Source organism: Lysinibacillus sp. YS11 (assembly GCF_002896375.1).
GTDB lineage: Bacteria > Bacillota > Bacilli > Bacillales_A > Planococcaceae > Lysinibacillus > Lysinibacillus capsici.
Genome location: NZ_CP026007.1, coordinates 402,538 through 421,779, shown reverse-complemented (window position 1 = coordinate 421,779; position 19,242 = coordinate 402,538). Strand labels below are relative to the sequence as shown.

Annotated in this window: 17 protein-coding genes and 1 riboswitch; of the genes, 9 read left to right on the top strand and 8 right to left on the bottom strand. The window is 36.7% G+C overall.

Annotated features, from left to right (window positions below; translation table 11 throughout):
• Window positions 1-55: 55 nt before the first annotated feature.
• From LBYS11_RS02000 to LBYS11_RS01990, 3 genes are all read right to left on the bottom strand, one after another.
• A complete protein-coding gene (locus tag LBYS11_RS02000; RefSeq protein ID WP_048393283.1) occupies window positions 56-1,042 on the bottom strand; it encodes a homoserine dehydrogenase in 987 nt (328 codons plus the stop codon).
• Between the two features lie 463 nt (window positions 1,043-1,505).
• The gene (locus tag LBYS11_RS01995; RefSeq protein ID WP_048393282.1) at window positions 1,506-1,889 is read right to left on the bottom strand and encodes a hypothetical protein; all 384 of its coding nucleotides are present in this window, start codon (window positions 1,887-1,889) and stop codon (window positions 1,506-1,508) included.
• Between the two features lie 329 nt (window positions 1,890-2,218).
• Window positions 2,219-3,520 (bottom strand): O-acetylhomoserine aminocarboxypropyltransferase/cysteine synthase family protein, encoded by a 1,302-nt coding sequence (locus LBYS11_RS01990; RefSeq protein ID WP_048393279.1) that lies wholly within the window; start codon window positions 3,518-3,520, stop codon window positions 2,219-2,221.
• 115 nt (window positions 3,521-3,635) lie between these two features.
• Window positions 3,636-3,749, bottom strand: a riboswitch (SAM riboswitch).
• A gap of 155 nt (window positions 3,750-3,904) precedes the next feature.
• On the opposite strand from LBYS11_RS01990, the gene LBYS11_RS01985 reads away from it, so the two are divergent.
• Together LBYS11_RS01985 and LBYS11_RS01980 are read left to right on the top strand one after the other, a co-directional pair.
• On the top strand, window positions 3,905-4,537 hold the full coding sequence (locus LBYS11_RS01985; protein WP_048393278.1) for a glycerol-3-phosphate acyltransferase: 633 nt from the start codon (window positions 3,905-3,907) through the stop codon (window positions 4,535-4,537).
• 195 nt (window positions 4,538-4,732) lie between these two features.
• A complete protein-coding gene (locus tag LBYS11_RS01980; protein WP_048393276.1) occupies window positions 4,733-6,214 on the top strand; it encodes a DASS family sodium-coupled anion symporter in 1,482 nt (493 codons plus the stop codon).
• A gap of 73 nt (window positions 6,215-6,287) precedes the next feature.
• Here the strand turns inward: LBYS11_RS01980 and LBYS11_RS01975 are convergent, their stop codons facing one another.
• Window positions 6,288-7,811, bottom strand: coding sequence for a succinyl-CoA:acetate CoA-transferase ScpC (locus LBYS11_RS01975; RefSeq protein WP_048393275.1), 1,524 nt, complete (start codon window positions 7,809-7,811; stop codon window positions 6,288-6,290).
• Window positions 7,812-8,179: 368 nt separating this feature from the next.
• Here LBYS11_RS01975 and chrR point away from each other — a divergent pair, with 368 nt between their 5' ends.
• A complete protein-coding gene (gene chrR / locus LBYS11_RS01970; RefSeq protein ID WP_048393273.1) occupies window positions 8,180-8,911 on the top strand; it encodes a class II chromate reductase ChrR in 732 nt (243 codons plus the stop codon).
• 204 nt (window positions 8,912-9,115) lie between these two features.
• Window positions 9,116-9,541 carry a hypothetical protein gene (locus LBYS11_RS01965; RefSeq protein WP_054549068.1) on the top strand — a complete coding sequence of 142 codons (426 nt, stop codon included), beginning with the start codon at window positions 9,116-9,118 and terminating at the stop codon, window positions 9,539-9,541.
• 41 nt (window positions 9,542-9,582) lie between these two features.
• Here LBYS11_RS01965 and LBYS11_RS01960 read toward each other — a convergent pair whose 3' ends face one another.
• On the bottom strand, window positions 9,583-11,262 hold the full coding sequence (locus LBYS11_RS01960) for a tripartite tricarboxylate transporter TctB family protein (protein WP_054549130.1): 1,680 nt from the start codon (window positions 11,260-11,262) through the stop codon (window positions 9,583-9,585).
• Between the two features lie 132 nt (window positions 11,263-11,394).
• Here LBYS11_RS01960 and LBYS11_RS01955 point away from each other — a divergent pair, with 132 nt between their 5' ends.
• The 3 genes from LBYS11_RS01955 (at window position 11,395) to LBYS11_RS01945 (ending at window position 14,504) form a co-directional block, all read left to right on the top strand.
• Window positions 11,395-12,045, top strand: a complete 651-nt coding sequence (locus LBYS11_RS01955; RefSeq protein WP_103117364.1) for a lysoplasmalogenase — start codon at window positions 11,395-11,397, stop codon at window positions 12,043-12,045.
• Window positions 12,046-12,135: 90 nt separating this feature from the next.
• Complete coding sequence (pepT, locus tag LBYS11_RS01950; RefSeq protein WP_048393267.1) at window positions 12,136-13,365, top strand: peptidase T; 1,230 nt, start codon at window positions 12,136-12,138, stop codon at window positions 13,363-13,365.
• Window positions 13,366-13,541: 176 nt separating this feature from the next.
• A complete protein-coding gene (locus LBYS11_RS01945) occupies window positions 13,542-14,504 on the top strand; it encodes a DMT family transporter (protein ID WP_103117363.1) in 963 nt (320 codons plus the stop codon).
• 260 nt (window positions 14,505-14,764) lie between these two features.
• Here the strand turns inward: LBYS11_RS01945 and LBYS11_RS01940 are convergent, their stop codons facing one another.
• Window positions 14,765-15,196, bottom strand: coding sequence for a DUF4395 domain-containing protein (locus LBYS11_RS01940; RefSeq protein WP_103117362.1), 432 nt, complete (start codon window positions 15,194-15,196; stop codon window positions 14,765-14,767).
• Between the two features lie 119 nt (window positions 15,197-15,315).
• On the opposite strand from LBYS11_RS01940, the gene LBYS11_RS01935 reads away from it, so the two are divergent.
• Window positions 15,316-16,026, top strand: coding sequence for a Fe-S oxidoreductase (locus LBYS11_RS01935; RefSeq protein WP_103117361.1), 711 nt, complete (start codon window positions 15,316-15,318; stop codon window positions 16,024-16,026).
• 63 nt (window positions 16,027-16,089) lie between these two features.
• Here the strand turns inward: LBYS11_RS01935 and LBYS11_RS01930 are convergent, their stop codons facing one another.
• Window positions 16,090-16,773 (bottom strand): hypothetical protein, encoded by a 684-nt coding sequence (locus tag LBYS11_RS01930; protein ID WP_004229769.1) that lies wholly within the window; start codon window positions 16,771-16,773, stop codon window positions 16,090-16,092.
• An 11-nt stretch (window positions 16,774-16,784) separates the two neighbouring features.
• Window positions 16,785-17,897 (bottom strand): mandelate racemase/muconate lactonizing enzyme family protein, encoded by a 1,113-nt coding sequence (locus tag LBYS11_RS01925; RefSeq protein WP_103117360.1) that lies wholly within the window; start codon window positions 17,895-17,897, stop codon window positions 16,785-16,787.
• A gap of 80 nt (window positions 17,898-17,977) precedes the next feature.
• Here LBYS11_RS01925 and LBYS11_RS01920 point away from each other — a divergent pair, with 80 nt between their 5' ends.
• Window positions 17,978-19,219, top strand: coding sequence for a helix-turn-helix domain-containing protein (locus tag LBYS11_RS01920; RefSeq protein ID WP_048393260.1), 1,242 nt, complete (start codon window positions 17,978-17,980; stop codon window positions 19,217-19,219).
• Window positions 19,220-19,242 lie beyond the last annotated feature (23 nt).

Below are 19,242 nucleotides of genomic sequence, written 5' to 3'. Positions count from 1 at the left end.
CCACCATTCATACAATTGAACATTGTTGAATGGCGGGCCTTTTTTAAAGCTTTTATTAGATTGTCACAACAAATCCTGCTCTTTTCCCAATGATTTCAGCATAATCTTCTACCATGACACTCGCTGTTGGATACATCCCTGCTCCAGGACCGATTAATGTTAATGTACCAATATAGTTAGTCTCTAATGCCACCGCATTGAACACATCATCGACTGGATAAAGTGGATGCTCTTTATCAACTAGTTGAGGACCTACTTTTGCAATAATCTTACCGTTAGCTAGTTTTTCCACCTCAGCAACATGGCGGTAACGAAGACCCTTTTCACATGCTTCATGAACCTGTTCAGCAGAGATACTATCGATCCCAATTACCTCTACATCTGACCAGTCAGGCTGCTCACCAAAAGCTAAGGCACTTAATATCATTAATTTTTTAAATGCATCCTGCCCAGATATATCATTATATGGATCTGCTTCGGCATAACCTAAGCCTTGTGCCTCTTTTAAAGCTGTTTCGAACGACCAGCCCTGTGCACGCATTTTTGTTAAAATATAATTACATGTGCCATTTAAGACACCTTGTATACGACTTACATCATTTACAAGTAAGATATTTTTCATTGTTTTTATCACAGGTACGCCACCAGCGGTAGTAGCCTCATAGCCTACAAAAACGCCATTAGCTTTTGCAAGATCCTGCAACTCCAAACCTCGTTTGGCAAACATCACTTTATTGGCAGTAATAACATGACATTTATGTTCCACCGCTCGCTTTAAATAACTGTATGCAGGTTCTTCGTTCACAATTGCTTCAAACACTACCTGCATACCTGGCTCTGCTAAGACTTCATCCATACTTGTTGTCATTAAATGTGCTGTACCTGGTACACGTTCACGACTAGCATCTGTCACTAAAATCTTCGCTACCTCTAATTCAATACCTAATTTATTTTTTAGCTCTTCTCGTTTTTCATTTAAAATATGGTAAATCCCCTGACCTACCGTTCCAAATCCTAAAATCGCTGCCTTTATAGTTGCCATTCTTGTTATTCCCTCCAACTTACATTCCGCAGTTTCATTAAAGCTAATTTTCCATGGGGTTGTGTCATGACAATTTGACACCCACCGCAGTCTTTAGCCAACAACTCTCTTTGTATGAGTTTCGCTATTTCTATATGTGTTAGGACACATACAAATTCAAATAATTCAAAATTTAACTTAAAGAAAATTGTAACGCAAATACACGCTTTGCACAAGAAAAATCTTTCTAGGAAGGACATTTGTTTTCTCTAGATGTGCAAAAGAAATCGGTTTCATTCCCTTTATTATACGTTTTATTAATCAATCTATAAGATTTGAACAAATATTGACTATTTAAATTTCAATATATGAATGTCTTTCTTCTATTATATATATGTATGCTCAGACACTCATAACAATCCCTTTAAAGAAAAAACTCATTCCCTGTAGCAGCAGAGAATGAGCTTAAAAATATGAGGGGGTTTTAACTTGCTTTTGAAAGCAATTGATAACGATATTGTGCTAAAGCTTGTTGAACAAGACTAATCTCTTCTTCTGTAAAATTTGGTATTGCATACGTACGTTCCACTAATTGAAATGTACCATACTTCAAGTAAAACTCTGTCGCAGGAAGTGAGATATGGCTCACACCGTACTGTTCATATGCCTCAAATACTTCCTTTACAGTAAAGTCCTTTTCAGTAAAAACATGTTCTTGAAATGCTGTATGACCAAATACTTCCTGCCATTTTCTTTCGACTGATGTAAGAAGGTGTTGAATGGATTTATTGTTGACAAATACATGCCCTTCATTTAGCTCATATATTAGATAGGATACAATGTTTTGCGCACTATAGATGTTACCCATTTTAAACACTCCTTTATCATCAGTTTTTGGGAAGAGTAGTCACTGGCTAGGCAACTACTCTTCTATATATTCAAAAGTGGGGGAGCACTTATGAAACATTTACCTTTTAAAAAAATTTTCGTACTGTTAACTTATTTCCTAGTATATAACATGGATTTAACAAAGTCAATAATACATATAAAATTACTTGGTATTATTTTTTATAAGGTTCTGATAATTAACGGATGCAGTAATAGATTGATGTAGCAACGTTTAACGCATTACCAAATGAGGCTAATCGAATGAGAAAATACGTTAACGTCACAACATCTTACCATTTTCTTTAAACTTTAAGCTTCTACTGTTTGTTCAGTTGTTGTAGCCTGTGTAATGGCTTGATCTAAATCAGCAATAATATCCTCTACTGCCTCTAAACCGATGGATAAGCGAATGAGCGACTCGGTTACACCAGCTTGAACTAATTCGTCTGCTGATAGTTGCTGATGAGTAGTGGAAGCTGGATGAATAATTAATGACTTTGCATCACCTACATTTGCTACATGTGAAAATAATTTCACGCTATCAATAAGCTTTCGCCCAGCTTCTCGTCCACCCTTTATGCCAAATGTAAGCACTGAACCGAAGCCATTTCTTAAATATTTTTTTGCTAACTCATGTGTCGGAAAATCTTCTAGGCCATTATAATTTACATACTCCACAAATGGGTGGTTTTGTAAATACTCAGCCACTGCCAATGCATTTTCGTTGTGTTTAGGGATACGCAGATGAAGCGTTTCTAACCCTTGCAATAAATTAAAAGCAGCATCAGCACTTAATGTTGGACCAAAATCACGTAATAATTGTACACGTAGCTTTGTAGCAAAGGCAGCAGAAGCTGTATCAATTCCATAACGTAGACCATGGTAAGAGGCATCTGGTTCAGTAAAACCAGGGAATCGACCGCTAGTCCAATCAAACTTACCAGCGTCTACAACAACGCCCCCTAAAGTTGTACCATGACCTCCTATCCATTTAGTTGCTGAATGAACTACAACATCTGCGCCGTATTCAATAGGTGTAGAACCGTAAGGAGAAGCGAACGTGCTGTCAATAATTAATGGTAGACCATTATCATGTGCAATTTTAGCTACTGCCTCAATATCTAAAACCTTTAAACTTGGATTACCATAAACCTCTGCAAAAACAGCTTTTGTTTTATCAGTAATCGCTGCTTTGAAATTCTCTGGGTTTGTTTCATCTACAAAAATTGTTTTAATACCATAGTTTGGTAATGTGTTAGCGAATAAATTATACGTACCACCATATAAAGAACTAGCTGCTACTATCTCATCACCAGCTCCAGCTAGATTTAAAATGGAAAATGCGATAGCTGCTGCACCAGATGAAAGTGCTACTGCTGCTGTTCCACCTTCCAATAAAGCCACACGTTTTTCAAACACATCAACTGTTGGATTGGTAATTCGTGTGTAAATGTTCCCTGCTTCCTCTAAGGCAAAAAGACGTTGCGCATGAGCAGTGTCTTTAAATACGAAAGCAGTTGAGCGATAGACTGGAACTGTGCGAGATCCCGTCACTGGGTCTGGCTCTTGACCACCATGCAACAGCAATGTTTCTGGTTTAAAATTTGTCATTGTGTACCTCCAAATGGTTATTTTTTTACGATGGTACCGGAGATGAGGAGGATTTTCTGTAGAAAACAAAAACCCTCTTCAGCTAAGAAGAGGGTTGCGGTTGCAAGTTTTCCTCCCCTTATCTGCCAGATCCAAGTAAGAATCTGTAGGAATTAGCACCTTAGTAAGCTCATTGCTTACTGGTTGCCGGGCATCATAGGGCCTATCCCTCCGCCGCTCTTGATAAGAGTATGAGATTCAATTTCCATCGTTGTTACACAGTATAAACATAGAGTTTTTTTCTGTCAACATGTAAATTTTATTTTTTCCGAAACTTCTGTCTGCTCTTATACGTAATATGAACGCATACACTATTTTAGAAAAAATTTTGAGAGGAGTATTTTTATGGTAAAGGCCGTGATCATTTTTCTTATGATTGGCTATATAATAGGCTGTATTCACGGCTCTAAAGTGGCTCAATTTTTATCGGGGGTTGATTTAAAAAAGGCTGGCCACGGTAATGCTGGTGCCTCTAATGCCACTCTTTCCCTTGGCTGGAAGTATGGCGTTTTAGTAGCCCTCATCGATATAGGCAAAGGCGTTGTCGCTATTATAGGTGCACATTTTTATCTAGCGGACGCTATTCATTTAACAGAAGAACAAATTTGGCTGCTTACTTATATTATGGCTGCTGGGGTTATTTTAGGTCATAATTTCCCCTTCTACATGGGCTTCAACGGCGGGAAAGGAACGGCCTCCATCATTGGTATTTTACTTGCTGTTGATTGGAAGATTGGTTTATTTGCACTTATTTTATTTGTTATTTTATCCTTTGCAACAAATTATTTAATTGTAGGTGTTCTAGAATTTTATCTCGTGTTTTGTACAGCAACTTATTTATGGATTCCTGGCATTGGCCCAACCATTATAGCTCTTCTTCTTTTTGGCATAGCCATCATCCTGCACCTCGAAAATATTAAACGATTAGTCAATGGAACAGAGCCTAAAGTAACTTCTGCCTTTAAGAAAAAGAAATAATATTTAATGGATATTTTTGTATTTTTTGTGACCGTATTTTTTCTCTTTATCTACTCATATTGCTGTAAAAAACACCATTTTCACATAGATTTTTTTCTACAATAAAATAGACATATTCTTATCTCAATAAAACATTATACAGGCCGATGTTATGGATAATAATCGTCATTTTTATCGTAGAAAGGATGAGAAAATATGTCTTCACCAAAGCAAGCAGCTACAAAACTTAATTTAAAGCCACTATGGATTGGCTTGGCATTCGCGTTACTAATCATTATTACCTTTTTACCTAACAATGGTGATTTACCTATAGCTGGGCAACGAGCTTTAGCCATTTTAGCTTTTGCAGTCATCCTTTGGGTTACAGAGGCCGTTTCATATCCTGTGAGCTCGGCCATGATCATTGCACTAGTAACTGTTTTACTAGGACTCGCTCCGTCAATGGATAATCCAACTACAGAGCTAGGAACAGCTAGCGCATTAAAATTATCTTTAAGTGGCTTTAGTAATTCTGCCGTTGCTTTAGTAGCAGCAGCTCTTTTTCTAGCCGCAGCAATGCAAATTACTAATCTACATAAACGACTTGCACTTTGGATTCTTTCACTGGTAGGAACGAAAACAAAAGCTATCGTATTTGGCGCTATTTTAGTGTCTATCGTCCTCGCATTTTTTGTACCTTCTGCTACAGCACGAGCTGGCGCAGTAGTACCGATTTTGCTTGGAATGGTGGCAGCATTTGGTTTACCACGTGATAGTCGGCTTGCTGCCTTATTAGTTATTACTTCGGTACAAGCCGTTTCCATTTGGAATATTGGTATTAAAACTGCAGCAGCTCAAAATATGGTGGCTTTAAACTTTATCCAAGAGCAATTTAATGTGGATATTTCATGGGGTGCTTGGCTACTTTATGCAGCCCCCTTCTCAATTATTATGTCGATCTTTTTATTTTTCATTATGATTGCTTTAATTAAACCTGAGACTAGCAATATCGAAGGTGGTAAAGAGGTCATCAAAAAACAGCTTGCAGAGCTTGGCCCATTAAAGGCTCCTGAAATTCGTTTAATCATTACATCCGTAGTTTTACTATTTTTCTGGGCAACTGAAGGGAAGCTACATCCATTTGATACGACAACAGTCACAATTATTGCTATCGCGATTCTATTAATGCCTAAAATCGGTGTGTATTCATGGAAGGAAGTTGAGCCTCATATTCCATGGGGGACAATTATCGTCTTTGCGGTAGGCATTATGTTAGGAACCATTTTACTAAATACGCAGGGTGCTGCATGGTTATCAGATAAAGTTTTTGGTTCACTTGGGCTAGATACTATGCCTTTACTAGCAACCATCGCACTCGTAACTTTATTTAACATTTTGATTCATTTAGGTTTTGCAAGCGCAACTAGCTTAGCCTCAGCACTTATACCTGTGTTTATCGTTTTAGCCTCCACATTAACGGCTAATGTTGATCAAGTTGGTTTTGTTATTGTGCAACAATTCGTCATAAGCTTTGGCTTCCTATTACCAATTAGTGCACCACAAAACATGCTTGCCTATGGTACAGGCTCCTTTACAACAAAGGATTTCTTGAAATCTGGAATTCCATTAACCATTATCGGTTTCCTTCTCGTACTTTTGTTCTCTGCAACTTATTGGAAATGGATTGGATTATTATAGAACTTTCATTAAATTAAAACGTAAAAGCCTTGAAGAAACAGACTATCTGTCCTTCAAGGCTTTTAAGATAAGACTATTGTTTCGTAAAAGCAGGATCCTTCATCGTACCGTTTTTCGCATAGTTAACGTGCCATGATAGTGCTTTTTCTAGGTCATGAGGTGTGTGATGTCCACCCGTTGCCTCATTGGCATCATTAAAGTACTGCCACAGCTGCTCCCTATAATCAGGATGTGCACAATTATCAATGATAAGTCCCACTCGTTCTTTTGGAGCAAGTCCTCGTAAATCTGCTACGCCCTGTTCAGTTACAATGACATCAACATCATGCTCCGTATGATCTACATGTGAGACCATTGGGACAATACTCGAAATATCTCCACCCTTAGCATAAGACTTTGTTACAAAAATTCCTAAACGTGCATTACGAGCAAAGTCACCAGACCCTCCGATACCATTCATCATCTTTGTACCAGAAACATGTGTGGAATTCACATTGCCGTAAATATCTAATTCCAATGCCGTATTCACTGAAATTAATCCGAGTCGACGAATAATTTCAGGCTGATTTGAAATTTCTTGAGGGCGCAACACTAATTTATCAGCATATTTTTCAAAATTCCCATAAACACGGTTTCCTACTTGCTCAGAAAGGGTAATAGAAGTAGCAGATGCAAAATTCACTTTCCCTGCATCCATTAATTCAAATACTGCATCTTGGAGAACTTCTGAATAAACTTCTAAGTTCTCAAACTCAGAGTCTTTAAAGCCTAGCAATACAGCATTTGCTACTGAACCTACCCCAGATTGAATTGGACGCAAACTTGTTGTTAAGCGACCTACTTTAATCTCTTCACGTAGGAAATTTAATAAGTGATTAGCCATAACATCTGTCTCTTCATCTGCAGGGACAATCGTTGATGGCGCATCTAATATATCCGAAATGACGATGCCTTTTACTTTATCTAAATCTAGTGGAATTCCAATTATACCAAGACGATCAGAGACATTCTGTAAAGGAATTGGATCACGTTTTCCTTGTTGTGCAGGTACATAAATATCATGTATACCTTCTAATGCATCAAGCTGTGCTACGTTTAATTCAATGATGACTTGGTCTGCTTCTTGCACAAAAATGGGAGAGTTACCAACTGAAGTTGTAGGAATTAATAAGCCTTCTTCTGTAATAGCAGCCGCTTCAATGATCGCAAAATCAATTGGTCCAATAATGCCTTGACGAACAAGCTCAGCATTATGGGAAAGATGGGCATCGACAAATGTGATATCACCGCTATTGATTTTATTACGAATGCCAGCATCTGCTTGGAAAGGACCGCGCTTACGTATGACCCCTGCTTCTGCTAAATATTGGTCTACCTCAGGTCCAAGTGATGCACCTGTAAAGACATCTACTTGAAAATCCTCTTTTTTTGCTTTCTCTACAAGTGCAAGAGGTACAACCTTTACATCACCAGCACGTGTGAATCCACTCATCCCTAATACCATGCCATCCTTAATCCAAGAAGCTGCTTCTTCCGCTGTTACAACCTTGCTTCGTAATTGTTCATGACGAAGCTTTTTCGCTAACTTTTCTTCCATTCCCTATTCCTCCATTCCACTTTATTTTTGTTCAACTTGCATATTTGGTTCCAGTAAATCTGTGACATCCGTCAGAGAATGTATCTTTATTCCAGGAGGATTTCATTACCTAATAGCTAATGCTGTCTAAACATTTGTGAATAAAGATCATGTAATTTTTTGGTAGCACAACCAAATAAACAGTCGCACCTATAATTTTATACTATTTAGAATATTTAATCTATATCAAATGAAATATTTTACTTTACGAGATAATTTCTACATTTATAAATTATTGATGTATAACTTTTTATCCCTCATTATTCGATTTTGCTAGAAAAGCGTGCTATGCTCAAAGTATAGAACAGACACAAAGGAGAGAGTTTTTAATGGTTAAAGAACTATTACGTAGCCATTCCTCGGTACGCATCTATGATGGAGAACCGATTTCAAAAGAAATCATTGAAGATTTAATTGGAACAGCACAAATGGCTGCAACATCCCATTTTGTGCAAGCCTATAGTGTAATCTGGGTAACAGATGCAGATAAAAAGGAAAAATTAGGTTTACTCTCTGGTAATCCACGTCAATATGAAACCTCTGGTGGGGCATTTGTTTTTTGCGTAGATTTCAAGCGACTTCAAATGGCTGGGAAACTAGAAGGAGTGGATATTGTAGCCGATTCTGCTGAAAATGTCCTTGTTGGTGTAGCAGATGTATCATTGTTTGCACAGAATTTTGTTATTGCGGCAGAGTCAATGGGTTATGGCATTTGCTATATTGGAGGTGTACGCAATAAACCTTCTGAAATCAGTGAATTATTTAATCTGCCTGACCATGTTTTCCCATTATTCGGGCTAACAATCGGCGTTCCTGCACGTCGCAATGAGGTAAAACCTCGTTTACCTGTATCTGCTGTATTACATGAAAATGAATACAATGTTGAAAAATATGAAGAACTTTTACCAGCCTACAACGAGGAAATGGAAATATATTATAACAGCCGTTCGTCTAACAGAAAAATTGATAACTGGACAAAACAGATGGCTGATTTTTTAATTGAACAACGACGTCCGCATATCAAAGAGTTTTTAGCAACTAAAGGGTTTAATTGGAAATAAATTAACGAGAATGGAGTTACTATCGTATGATAATAATTCCATTTTTTACATAAAAATATTACCTATATATATTCAATCTAGGGATATTGCCACAATTACTTCTATAAATCTAACCTTAAATTAAACGAAAAGACTCTTTCCTTTTCCAGCTATTCCATTCATATTAATAAATGATACCTATTAAAGAAAGGAGTTATAGAAACAATGTCCAATATCAATAAACATCTTGCTCGCACCTTAGAACAACAGCATAAGAGAAGTGTAAGAGGTTTATTCTTAAAAATTGAAGACTTAAATAATGAATGCACCCAATTAAGAAAAAGACTCGAGCCACATATTGATTTGAATGTATATAAAAAACCCATTGATTATGTCAATCAGTTCGTTTCTCACACTACTATACTCAATTTAAAATTCGTTACGAATACACAGAATTTAGAAGTAGTTGTCTTGCATGCTCTTTTATTATCCTATATTTTAGAAAACACTCAAAGCCATGCTTTTGAATATGAAGATAAATTGTTACAGGGGTATATACAAGAAATCTTTACACTAAATGATCATGCAAAAAGACTATTTATGAACCATAGAGAAAAGATGCTTACCTATGTTCAAGGGCAAGCTACATAAAAAAGACGATCTTCGTAATAACAAGATCGTCTTTTGTTCTTTTATTGTAGTCCTCTAATTATAAGAGAGCGAACTGGTAGGAACTGCTCTCCTGTATCTCCATAAGTGAGTATTACCTCATCACCCTCCTGTAAATAAATTGCTAAAGGTTCTGTTTCGGCACTCACTAAATAATTTTCACCATTGTTTAATAAGAAAGATACAGTTGTAAAATCGCCTAGACGTTCTTTATAAACACGTAATACCTTACCACTTATTTGTTTTTCCTCAGCACTTGAGCTACCATCTACAGTATTTCCTCCTCGACTTAAGGCTGTTTTATATAATTTCAACGCCTCCTTAGGAGTAGTAGCGTAAACGGAAATTTCAGGATTGGCTGCAGAAACAATAAAATAGTTTTGTAAGAAACCATTGGAATCTAGCACCGCTGTCAGCCAGCTCGCTTCTCCATAAAAGTTATACAACACTGGCATTTCGCCATTCCACTTTTTCTCAATAAATTTCTTCTCTATTATTTGTAAATTACCTTGTGAATCCATATAACTTGAGTCTTGATTCCCTGTATAATATGTTGCATCCCCTGTTCGTGCGTTTGTTAGTGAATAGCCTAACATTGAATCTACACCTTCTTTAGGACTTGTAAAATCTGTAAAGTAATACATATCACCCTTCTCATCGAAAATCGGGCTAACATTCGATTCTGTTCCTTCATCAGAAGGAATCTTTACATCCTTTTTACCAAACATACTATTCCAAAAACCATGTACATAATTACCGAAATAACTGTTTTGTAAACTTACTGTCTCTGGTGATACAGCACCATCAATAAATTCAGGTATTTGATCCAGTTTAATGACCTCTGATTTCCCCGTCAGCGCATCAACCAAGACAATTCCTTTTACATCAAAGCCATTACGCGCAGAAATAAATTCCCCATATGAGCGAATATAGTATGGCTTTCCTTCATCATCTACTTCCAGCTGTACGTCACCATAAAAAATAAGGAATGGGTGTTGTAAACGAATATGACGTTCTAAATTAGCATTTAAATATGCGGAAGGTACATATTTCATTTCCTCTTTTATAAATTTAGGATTATCCGCAGAATCTGTAGCACTCATTATGAAGTAACCAGGTGTTGTACCACCGTTCATCCATTTAAAGAATCCAGAAAATTCAACTGGTGCGATATAAACATATTCGCCCTTCACTTTTTGAATTTGTAAGCGTCCTAATTCATAGTAGCTCGTATTTGGCACTTGACCGAAAGCCTTTTTCATTTTATTGCGAGCAAATTTCGGTGGTACACTTGCAGGTGTTTGTGTCTCATCGAATGGTTTTATTTCAACTTCTTCCTTCATTTCGGATGACTTAAATTTTTCATTAGCATTCCATAAAGGTGCTGATAAAACATACACAGCTACACCTAGACTTGCTAAAAATAAAACACCTTTTATTTTCCTTTCGATACCACTTGCTAGCAGAGCACCCACTAACGTTAATAAAATAATAGCAGGCCAAAAAACAAGCCAATTTACATCAATTTTTGTTACATATAACGTAATCCCTGTGGCTAAAAACCCTAGTACAAAGACTCCAATAAAAAAGTATCCTATTACCTTTTTCGATTGTCCATCTTCTCGCTTCTTCGTAATAAGCGGTGTCACTAGCACACTTGCGATCAATGCAATGACTGCTGAAGCTATCAGTAGCTTAGTCATTTGGTTCATCCTCTCTTCTTCTTTCTCACTACTTACTTTACGGTTACATACTAAAAAAGTTTCATACATACGTTGTACAGAAAGGAATTCTACCATAAATATTGAATTTCAAAAGGAAAGGAGCTGAAAAATTTGTTAAAAAAATTATTAATCAGTGTCATTATTTTATTGGGTCTTTATTATATTTTTCTCTTTTCCCATATTGCTGAAAGTTTAAAACTCATCTTTAAAGTGATTCCTATGTTGCTCATCATTATTTTAGCTGCGATTCAGAAGCCATTACATATTAAAAAATACCAACTTTTGATTATTGCTGGGCTTGTATTCTGCATGATTGGAGACTATACATTGCAGTGGTTTTTAATCGGTCTAACTAGCTTTCTTATCGGGCATATCTTTTATATTTTTGCTTTCACTACTGCAAATGAGCGGCATGTACCAACTTGGGCTAAAATACTATTATTACTCTATGGAGCAAGTATGGCTATATGGATTGCGGGATCTGTCTTTAAAACAGGTGAAACCATACTTGGTATTGCAGTAATCGCCTACATTTCTGTGATACTCACAATGGGATGGACAGCTATTAAAACTGGATCTACTCTGGCAACAAGTGGTGCAATATTATTTATTGCATCTGATTCTTATTTAGCTATTAACAAATTTGTCATGCCACTAGCATTTTCTCATGAAATTATCATGCTGACTTATTATAGCGCCCAATTACTTATTGCTTTAAGTATCCTTCAATATTCCGAAATCCGAAGTAAAGTGTTACAATAATATCGATTATGCCAAGACATAATTGCGCCTGGAATCGGCTTTGTAAAAGCACAAAGAATTTTAACATATATACATTAGGAGGCCATACTTATGAAAGAACAAGTAATTGAGCGATTAATACGCTATGCAAAAATTGATACACAATCAGACTTCACAAGCGAAACAACTCCTTCTACACAAAAGCAATTTGACTTATTACATGTTTTAAAAGACGAACTTGCCGAAATTGGTTTAACAGACATTACATTAGATGAAAATGGCTATTTATTTGCCTCATTAGAAGCTAATACAGAAAAAGAAGTACCAACTATCGGCTTTTTAGCCCATGTTGATACAGCTACTGACTATACAGGCACAAATGTGAAGCCACAGCGTGTAGATAATTATGATGGTGGAGATATTCAGTTAAACGAAAACTTAGTTATGTCTCCGACTGACTTCCCAGAGCTTAAAAACTATGTAGGCCAAACACTTATTACAACAGATGGTACTACTTTATTAGGCGCTGATGATAAGGCAGGGATTGCTGAAATTATGACGGCAATGGAGTACCTCATTAAAAATCCTACTATTAAGCATGGTAAAATCCGTGTAGCCTTCACGCCAGATGAAGAAATCGGTCGTGGACCACATAAATTTGATGTCGCCGCTTTCGGTGCAGACTATGCCTATACTATGGATGGTGGACCACTTGGCGAACTACAATTCGAGAGCTTCAATGCCGCTGGCGTAAAAGTAATTACAAAAGGCACTAGCGTCCATCCTGGTTCAGCAAAAAATAAAATGGTGAATGCTATTACAATGGCTATTGCCTTCCAAAATGAAATGCCTGCTGACGCAGTTCCTGAAAAGACAGAAGGTTATGAAGGTTTCATTCATTTAATGAGCTTTAAAGGGGCTCTTGAGCATTCTGAGCTATCTTATATCGTGCGTGACCATGATCGCCAAAAGTTTGAAGAGAAAAAACAATTAATGCGTGATGCTGCAGCTAAAATTCAAGCACAATTTGGTGAGCATGCACTGAGTATTACCATTGAAGATCAATACTACAATATGGGTGAAAAAATTGAGCCTGTAAAAGAAATTGTTGACATTGCACGTACTGCAATGGAAAAATTAGATATTACACCGAATACCCTGCCAATTCGTGGCGGTACAGATGGCTCACAATTATCCTATATGGGCCTACCGACACCAAATATTTTCGCTGGTGGCGAAAACATGCATGGCAAATTCGAATATGTATCCGCTGAAACAATGGAAAAAGCAACCCAAGTTATCATAGAAATCGTTCAGCTTTTTGAACAGCAAGCAAAATAATAGTTTTAATTTTGAGTGAGCTTATTTCTATACGCATTTACCTAAGGAATCATGAAAAATTTTCATAGCTACGAAGAGGGGTTTTTCCTCTCTTCGTAATTTTTTCAGCCATAATTACTGAATTTTCAAATTACATAAAGGGTTTGAGGTTATAAACTCAAATTGAGGTGATGTTTATGAAAGAAATTGCATTAGGTATTTTAGCTTCCCTTTTCTTTGCCGTGACATTTATTTTAAATCACGCAATGGAAATGCAAGGTGGTAGTTGGCTATGGAGTGCATCATTACGCTATTTTTTTATGCTCCCTTTCTTGCTTATCATTGTCTTTTATCGTAAGGGCTTTTCACAGCTTTCTGGTGAAATAAAAGCACAGCCTATAGCATGGCTACTTTGGAGCTTTGTTGGATTTGTTTTATTTTACGCGCCATTAACATTTGCTGCTGCTTTTGGTCCAGGTTGGTTGGTTTCAGGTACATGGCAGTTTACAATCGTTGCTGGTGTATTATTAGCTCCTCTTTTTGTATCGATCATTGCTGGTAAAACAGTGCGACAAAAAATACCTTTCATATCCTTGCTTATTTCATGCGTCATTTTAGTAGGTATTTTGCTTATACAAATACCTCATGCACAATCAGTATCGTTTAGAAGTTTAATGCTTGGTATTTTACCTGTCATCGTTGCAGCTTTTGCTTATCCTCTCGGCAATCGTAAAATGATGGAAGTTTGTGGGGGCCGAATCGATACTTTTCAGCGGGTGTTAGGAATGACCATTGCTTCAATGCCAGCATGGATCATCATAGCTATTTATGCCGTTCTTACAGTAGGACTTCCCTCAGCAAGTCAAATGTTTCAATCATTGCTTGTTGGAATTAGCTCAGGCGTTATAGCAACAGTTTTATTTTTCATAGCAACAGATCGCGTAAGAGACCATCAAGGCAAGCTAGCTGCTGTGGAAGCAACTCAATCAACAGAAATTCTTTTCGTTATTATAGGTGAGGTATTACTATTAGGAATTGCCTTCCCTAGCCCTATTGCACTTGCAGGTCTCGGAGTTATCATTGTTGGTATGCTATTACATAGTTACTATACAATGATTATCGGGAAAAAGAATGCTGTGCAACAAAACCCAACTTCTTAACAGTCCATTTTATGGGCTGTTTTTTTACAAAAAAAAGACGACTCTATTCTAAATTTAGAATAAGTCGTCTGAGATTTTCACGTTCCCAAAAAATGAGGGGGGTTTTAGGAGCGTAATCATGAACTAGCAAACTTCTGGAGAAAAGTAGCTAAAGTTCATCCTCTCTACACTGTATTGTAGACGAGGAATAATCTTTATACGATAATGATAATCATTATCAATTAAAATGTCAATCATAATCTTATAATTTTTTTACTTTTTCAAAAAGATTTTTTTAATGAGCGTCGGTACTGCCATTGCTTCAACTGAAAATGTAAAAAACAGCCTATACAAAAGCCTGCTATTGCGATGGCCGATGCAATTGCAACCAGGCCAGTAAAGATATGACCAACAACCTGCCAATGTAACAGATAACCTAATAAACCAGCTGCTAAACAAAGGCTAGCAATACTTGAATTAAATTTTTGCTGCTGAGCATCCTCTGGTATATATGTAGATGGAGCCTTTGTTAAAAAGAGCTTCCCTACACGAAGTATCGGGTTAAAGTTGCATAAAATACCTAGTAAATTTGCAGCTAGTGGAATTACTAATATCCAGGTAATTCCTGTTAACCATGATAAAATGACACTCAGAAGAATAGTCCACTGGTTCAGTCTAACAAGTGGTCTTGGAATTGTAAGAAGTTGCGACACCCTAAAACCCACCTTTCTGATATGTTTAATGTATTTTACTACATGATATTCCATTTGTGAAGCAAAAATGATTACTTTATAATGAAGTTAACAGATGTTCAAAGGAAAAGAGGATAACTATGCCAGCTTTAACAATGGATCAAGTTCAACAATTAAACTCGTACAGTATTTATACAACTGAACCTAAGCGGACTTTATTTACTTTAGCTGATATACATAAAGACTTTTACCATCCTGATTTTTTAAACCTTATGATGGGTATAACAGATGCAGCAACAGAAACAGCAGCTATTTCTCACTTTGCACGCCGTTATGGGATGTTTTTTGCTATGCAATTTTATATGCTTGCCGCTTATGACGAAGTATGGGATGGTAAGCCACTTGAATTGCGTTTTGATGCTGCAAAGGAATTTAATAGCTTTACTGTTGCCATGTTTGCCAATCCAAATGATTGGCGCTACGTTGATGAAGATGAACGCCAAGCTGTTATTGAGAAAATTCTTTACGATGGCCATGTCATTGTCCAACAGCTTCGTAAAGTAACCTCCATCTCCCCCCTTACCATTTGGGAAAATTTCTTCGGCTATTTGCTATGGCATTATCATATATTATTATCTAATCCTGGCTTAGCCGATCAAGCCATGGAGGATGTTGAGGCTTTAGAGGACCCAAAAACATGGGCACGCTTCTCCAATAAATCTTGGTGGGCACAATATACAGGTGGTCTTAGCCCGACTAATTTAGTCAACGTTCCTGTAAGAAAATCATGCTGTTTTTCTAAAGATATCCCTGGTTTAATGGCTTGTGGTTTTTGCCCAATGAAAAAATAATAGAGCCTTTTAAAAAAAAGCCTTACCCTCCACAAATTCATGTGAAAGGTAAGGCTTTGTGCTTTATTTTTCGTATACTACAAACCAATCGTTGTTTTCTTCAAACATAGACGTGCCAAGGAAACCTTGTTTTAAAAGTTGCTGTTGCGCAGTTGTGTCTCCCATCGATATCACTTGTTTTTCAGTAAAGTTCGGGGACATCTCTTGTCGTAAGTCTTTATAAAAAATATAACGAAGCTTATCTACATATTTAATTTTTAATCCTTTAATAACGAGGTCTTGCGAGAATTTATCCTTTAAGCTCGGAATATTATATGGCTTTACAGTGGAGCAAACATAATCGTATTTTTCTAAATCGATATTTTCCATCACTACTGTAGCTAATGTCTTCTGTAATCCGTAACCTCGATATTTTGGTGAAACATTCGATATTTCCTGATATAAAACACGTTGAAATTCGTTTTCTGCAATCCCACAATCATAGCCAAGGTGTTCTTCATCAATTGGCGGGTTTAACAGTGCACGAAAGGCGATTAATTCTTCCCCTACATAAGCCCCTATCATCATTCCATGACCATTTAAAATATACTCAAATTCCTCTGTGCTTAAGGGTTGTAGGATACTTTGGTCTGCTAAAGCTTCATAAACCTCAACTTGTAGCTCTTCAATTTGTTGTAAATGTTGGAGTGTTAATTTTATAACAAAAAACGGTGTCTCACCAAGCATACCATCATAGATAATTTCCATATTACGCCTCCTTAGGCTGTGACAACAGTTGAAAACTTACATAATTCCTGGATTACAGCTTCATCTACATCTACCCCTAATCCGGGTTTCTCATTTAAGTAAATAAATGGCACATCATAATGTAAGTTCCCAACATCCTTTGAGAATTTTAATGGACCCGTTAGTTCTACACTCGTCATTATCTTCTTAGAAAATGCTACATGGAAGCCTGCAGCAGAACCAACTGACGACTCTACCATGGAACCAACTTGACATTCAATTCCTGCCATTTCCGCCATAACAGCAAGCTTCATAGCAGGATAGATGCCACCACACTTCATTAATTTAATATTTACTTTATCTGCTGCACGCTTGGCTATAATTTCACGCATTTCACGTACGCCTCGTAGTCCTTCATCAATCATTAATGTTACATCAGACTTTGATTTAATTTCTACCATTCCATCAATGTCTTCGCTATCGACAGGTTGCTCTAGCCAATCGATATTTAAATCTTTCATAGCACGTAAACCTTGTAAAGTAGTGGCTGCATTACCCCAACCTTGATTTACATCCACTCGAATAGCAATGTCTTCGCCTACTCGCTCACGTACCGCTTTTATACGGGCTACATCACGAAGTACCTCTGTACCTACCTTCATTTTAAAAGAGCGATAGCCCATTTCTACTCGATTAGCTGCCTCTTCTGCCATTGCTTCAGGTGTTCCAATGCTTAGTACATGTGTGATTGGGAATTTTTCATGATAACGTCCACCTAAAAGTTGGTATACAGGCACACCTAAGGCTTTTCCAGCAATATCGAAGCAAGCAATATCGATCGCTGCTTTTGCTGCTGGTACATCTTTCACAACTTTATTCATTTTATCGTGTAGTTTTTCAAAGGCCATTGGACTTTCCCCAATAATAGCTGGGACAAGCTGATGTTTTAGTACAGCATATGTACTTTCCCATGATTCACCTGTTACATGTTCATCAGGAACAGCTTCACCATACCCTACCATACCTGTATCGGTAGTTACTTTTAAAATAATGGAAGGCATTGTATCATATGTAGCATAACTAATGATGAATGGATCAATTAGCGGTAAATGTATAGCAAAAATTTCTACTTGTTTAATTTTCATCGTAATCAGTCTCCTCTGTCGTTAAAGTTGTCGCTAATACGTCGCTAAATGTTTAAAAAAATAGAAAAGGAGTGATGTCCATGTCTACCAAAATAGCGATTATATGTTCAAAAGCATTTATGAAACGTATTATTAGTATCGCACAAAACATAACCGATATTCAATTAGAATTTTATCTTTACAGCCACCCCTCTGAAGCACCTACTTTAATGAAGCAAATAAAACCATGTGATGCAATATTATTCGGAGGAACGTTACCTTATCTACACACTCAATCATTACTTTCAGAAGTTCCAATACCTTGGAATTATATTAAGCAAGATGAAACAACCATTTCTACAACATTATTATCATTAGTAGCCAAACATGCTGTAGCTATCGACAGGATATCCATTGATGTAATGAATCCTGCATTCGTTGATAATGTTTTAGCAGAAATAGAATTTCATGGTCAAAAGCCACATGTTCAGCATATTTCGATTACTGAGCCAACTGAGAATATTTTAAAACGCCATATCGCCCTGTGGAATTCAAAAAGTATTGATTTTGTCATTACCAGTATTCATAGTGTATTTGATGAATTACAAGCACTTCAAATACCGTCAATGCGTATGTTAGATGCTACCAAATCTATTATTCAATGCCTTGAAGAAACAAAATCAAAATCACTATTAACCAAGTCAGAAGCTTTCAAGGCTGTAGTGGGTCTCTTAGAAATCCCTAAAAATACTTCCATTGAATCAACTGTTTTAAGTCAAATTGCGAAAGCTACCTTTTCAACTTTTAAGCAAATTTCAACGCATTCCTTTGAGCTATACACAACTGCTGGACATCTTCAAAATGCTCTCGAAAAGGAAAACTTAGAGCAGCTCATACAGCAAGTTGAACAACCTTTTAAGCTAGCATTTGGCTATGGCTATTCCATTTTGGAGGCCACACAAAATGCTCAGCATGCTTTAACGTTTACTAAACCTTTTGAGATTTATATTCTTGATGAACATAAAAACTTATTAGGGCCTTTCCCTAATACAGAAGGTAAAATTTCTTTAAAAACCGATGATCCTTATGTTTTACAAATGGCTAAGCTTACAAGTTTAAGTCCATTAAATATTTCTAAAATAATCAATTTCAGTAACGAACGACAGTCAGCTCAATTTACATCTCAAAATCTTTCTGAATACCTCCAAGTAACACGACGTACTACAGAGCGTATTATTAAAAAATTAGTTGATAATGGCTATGTAAATATTGTTGGTGAAGAAATGACCCATCAACAAGGACGTCCTCGTAAAATTTATCAATTGAATTTTGCAACTTACTAAACTGCCTCATAAAAGAATTCTCG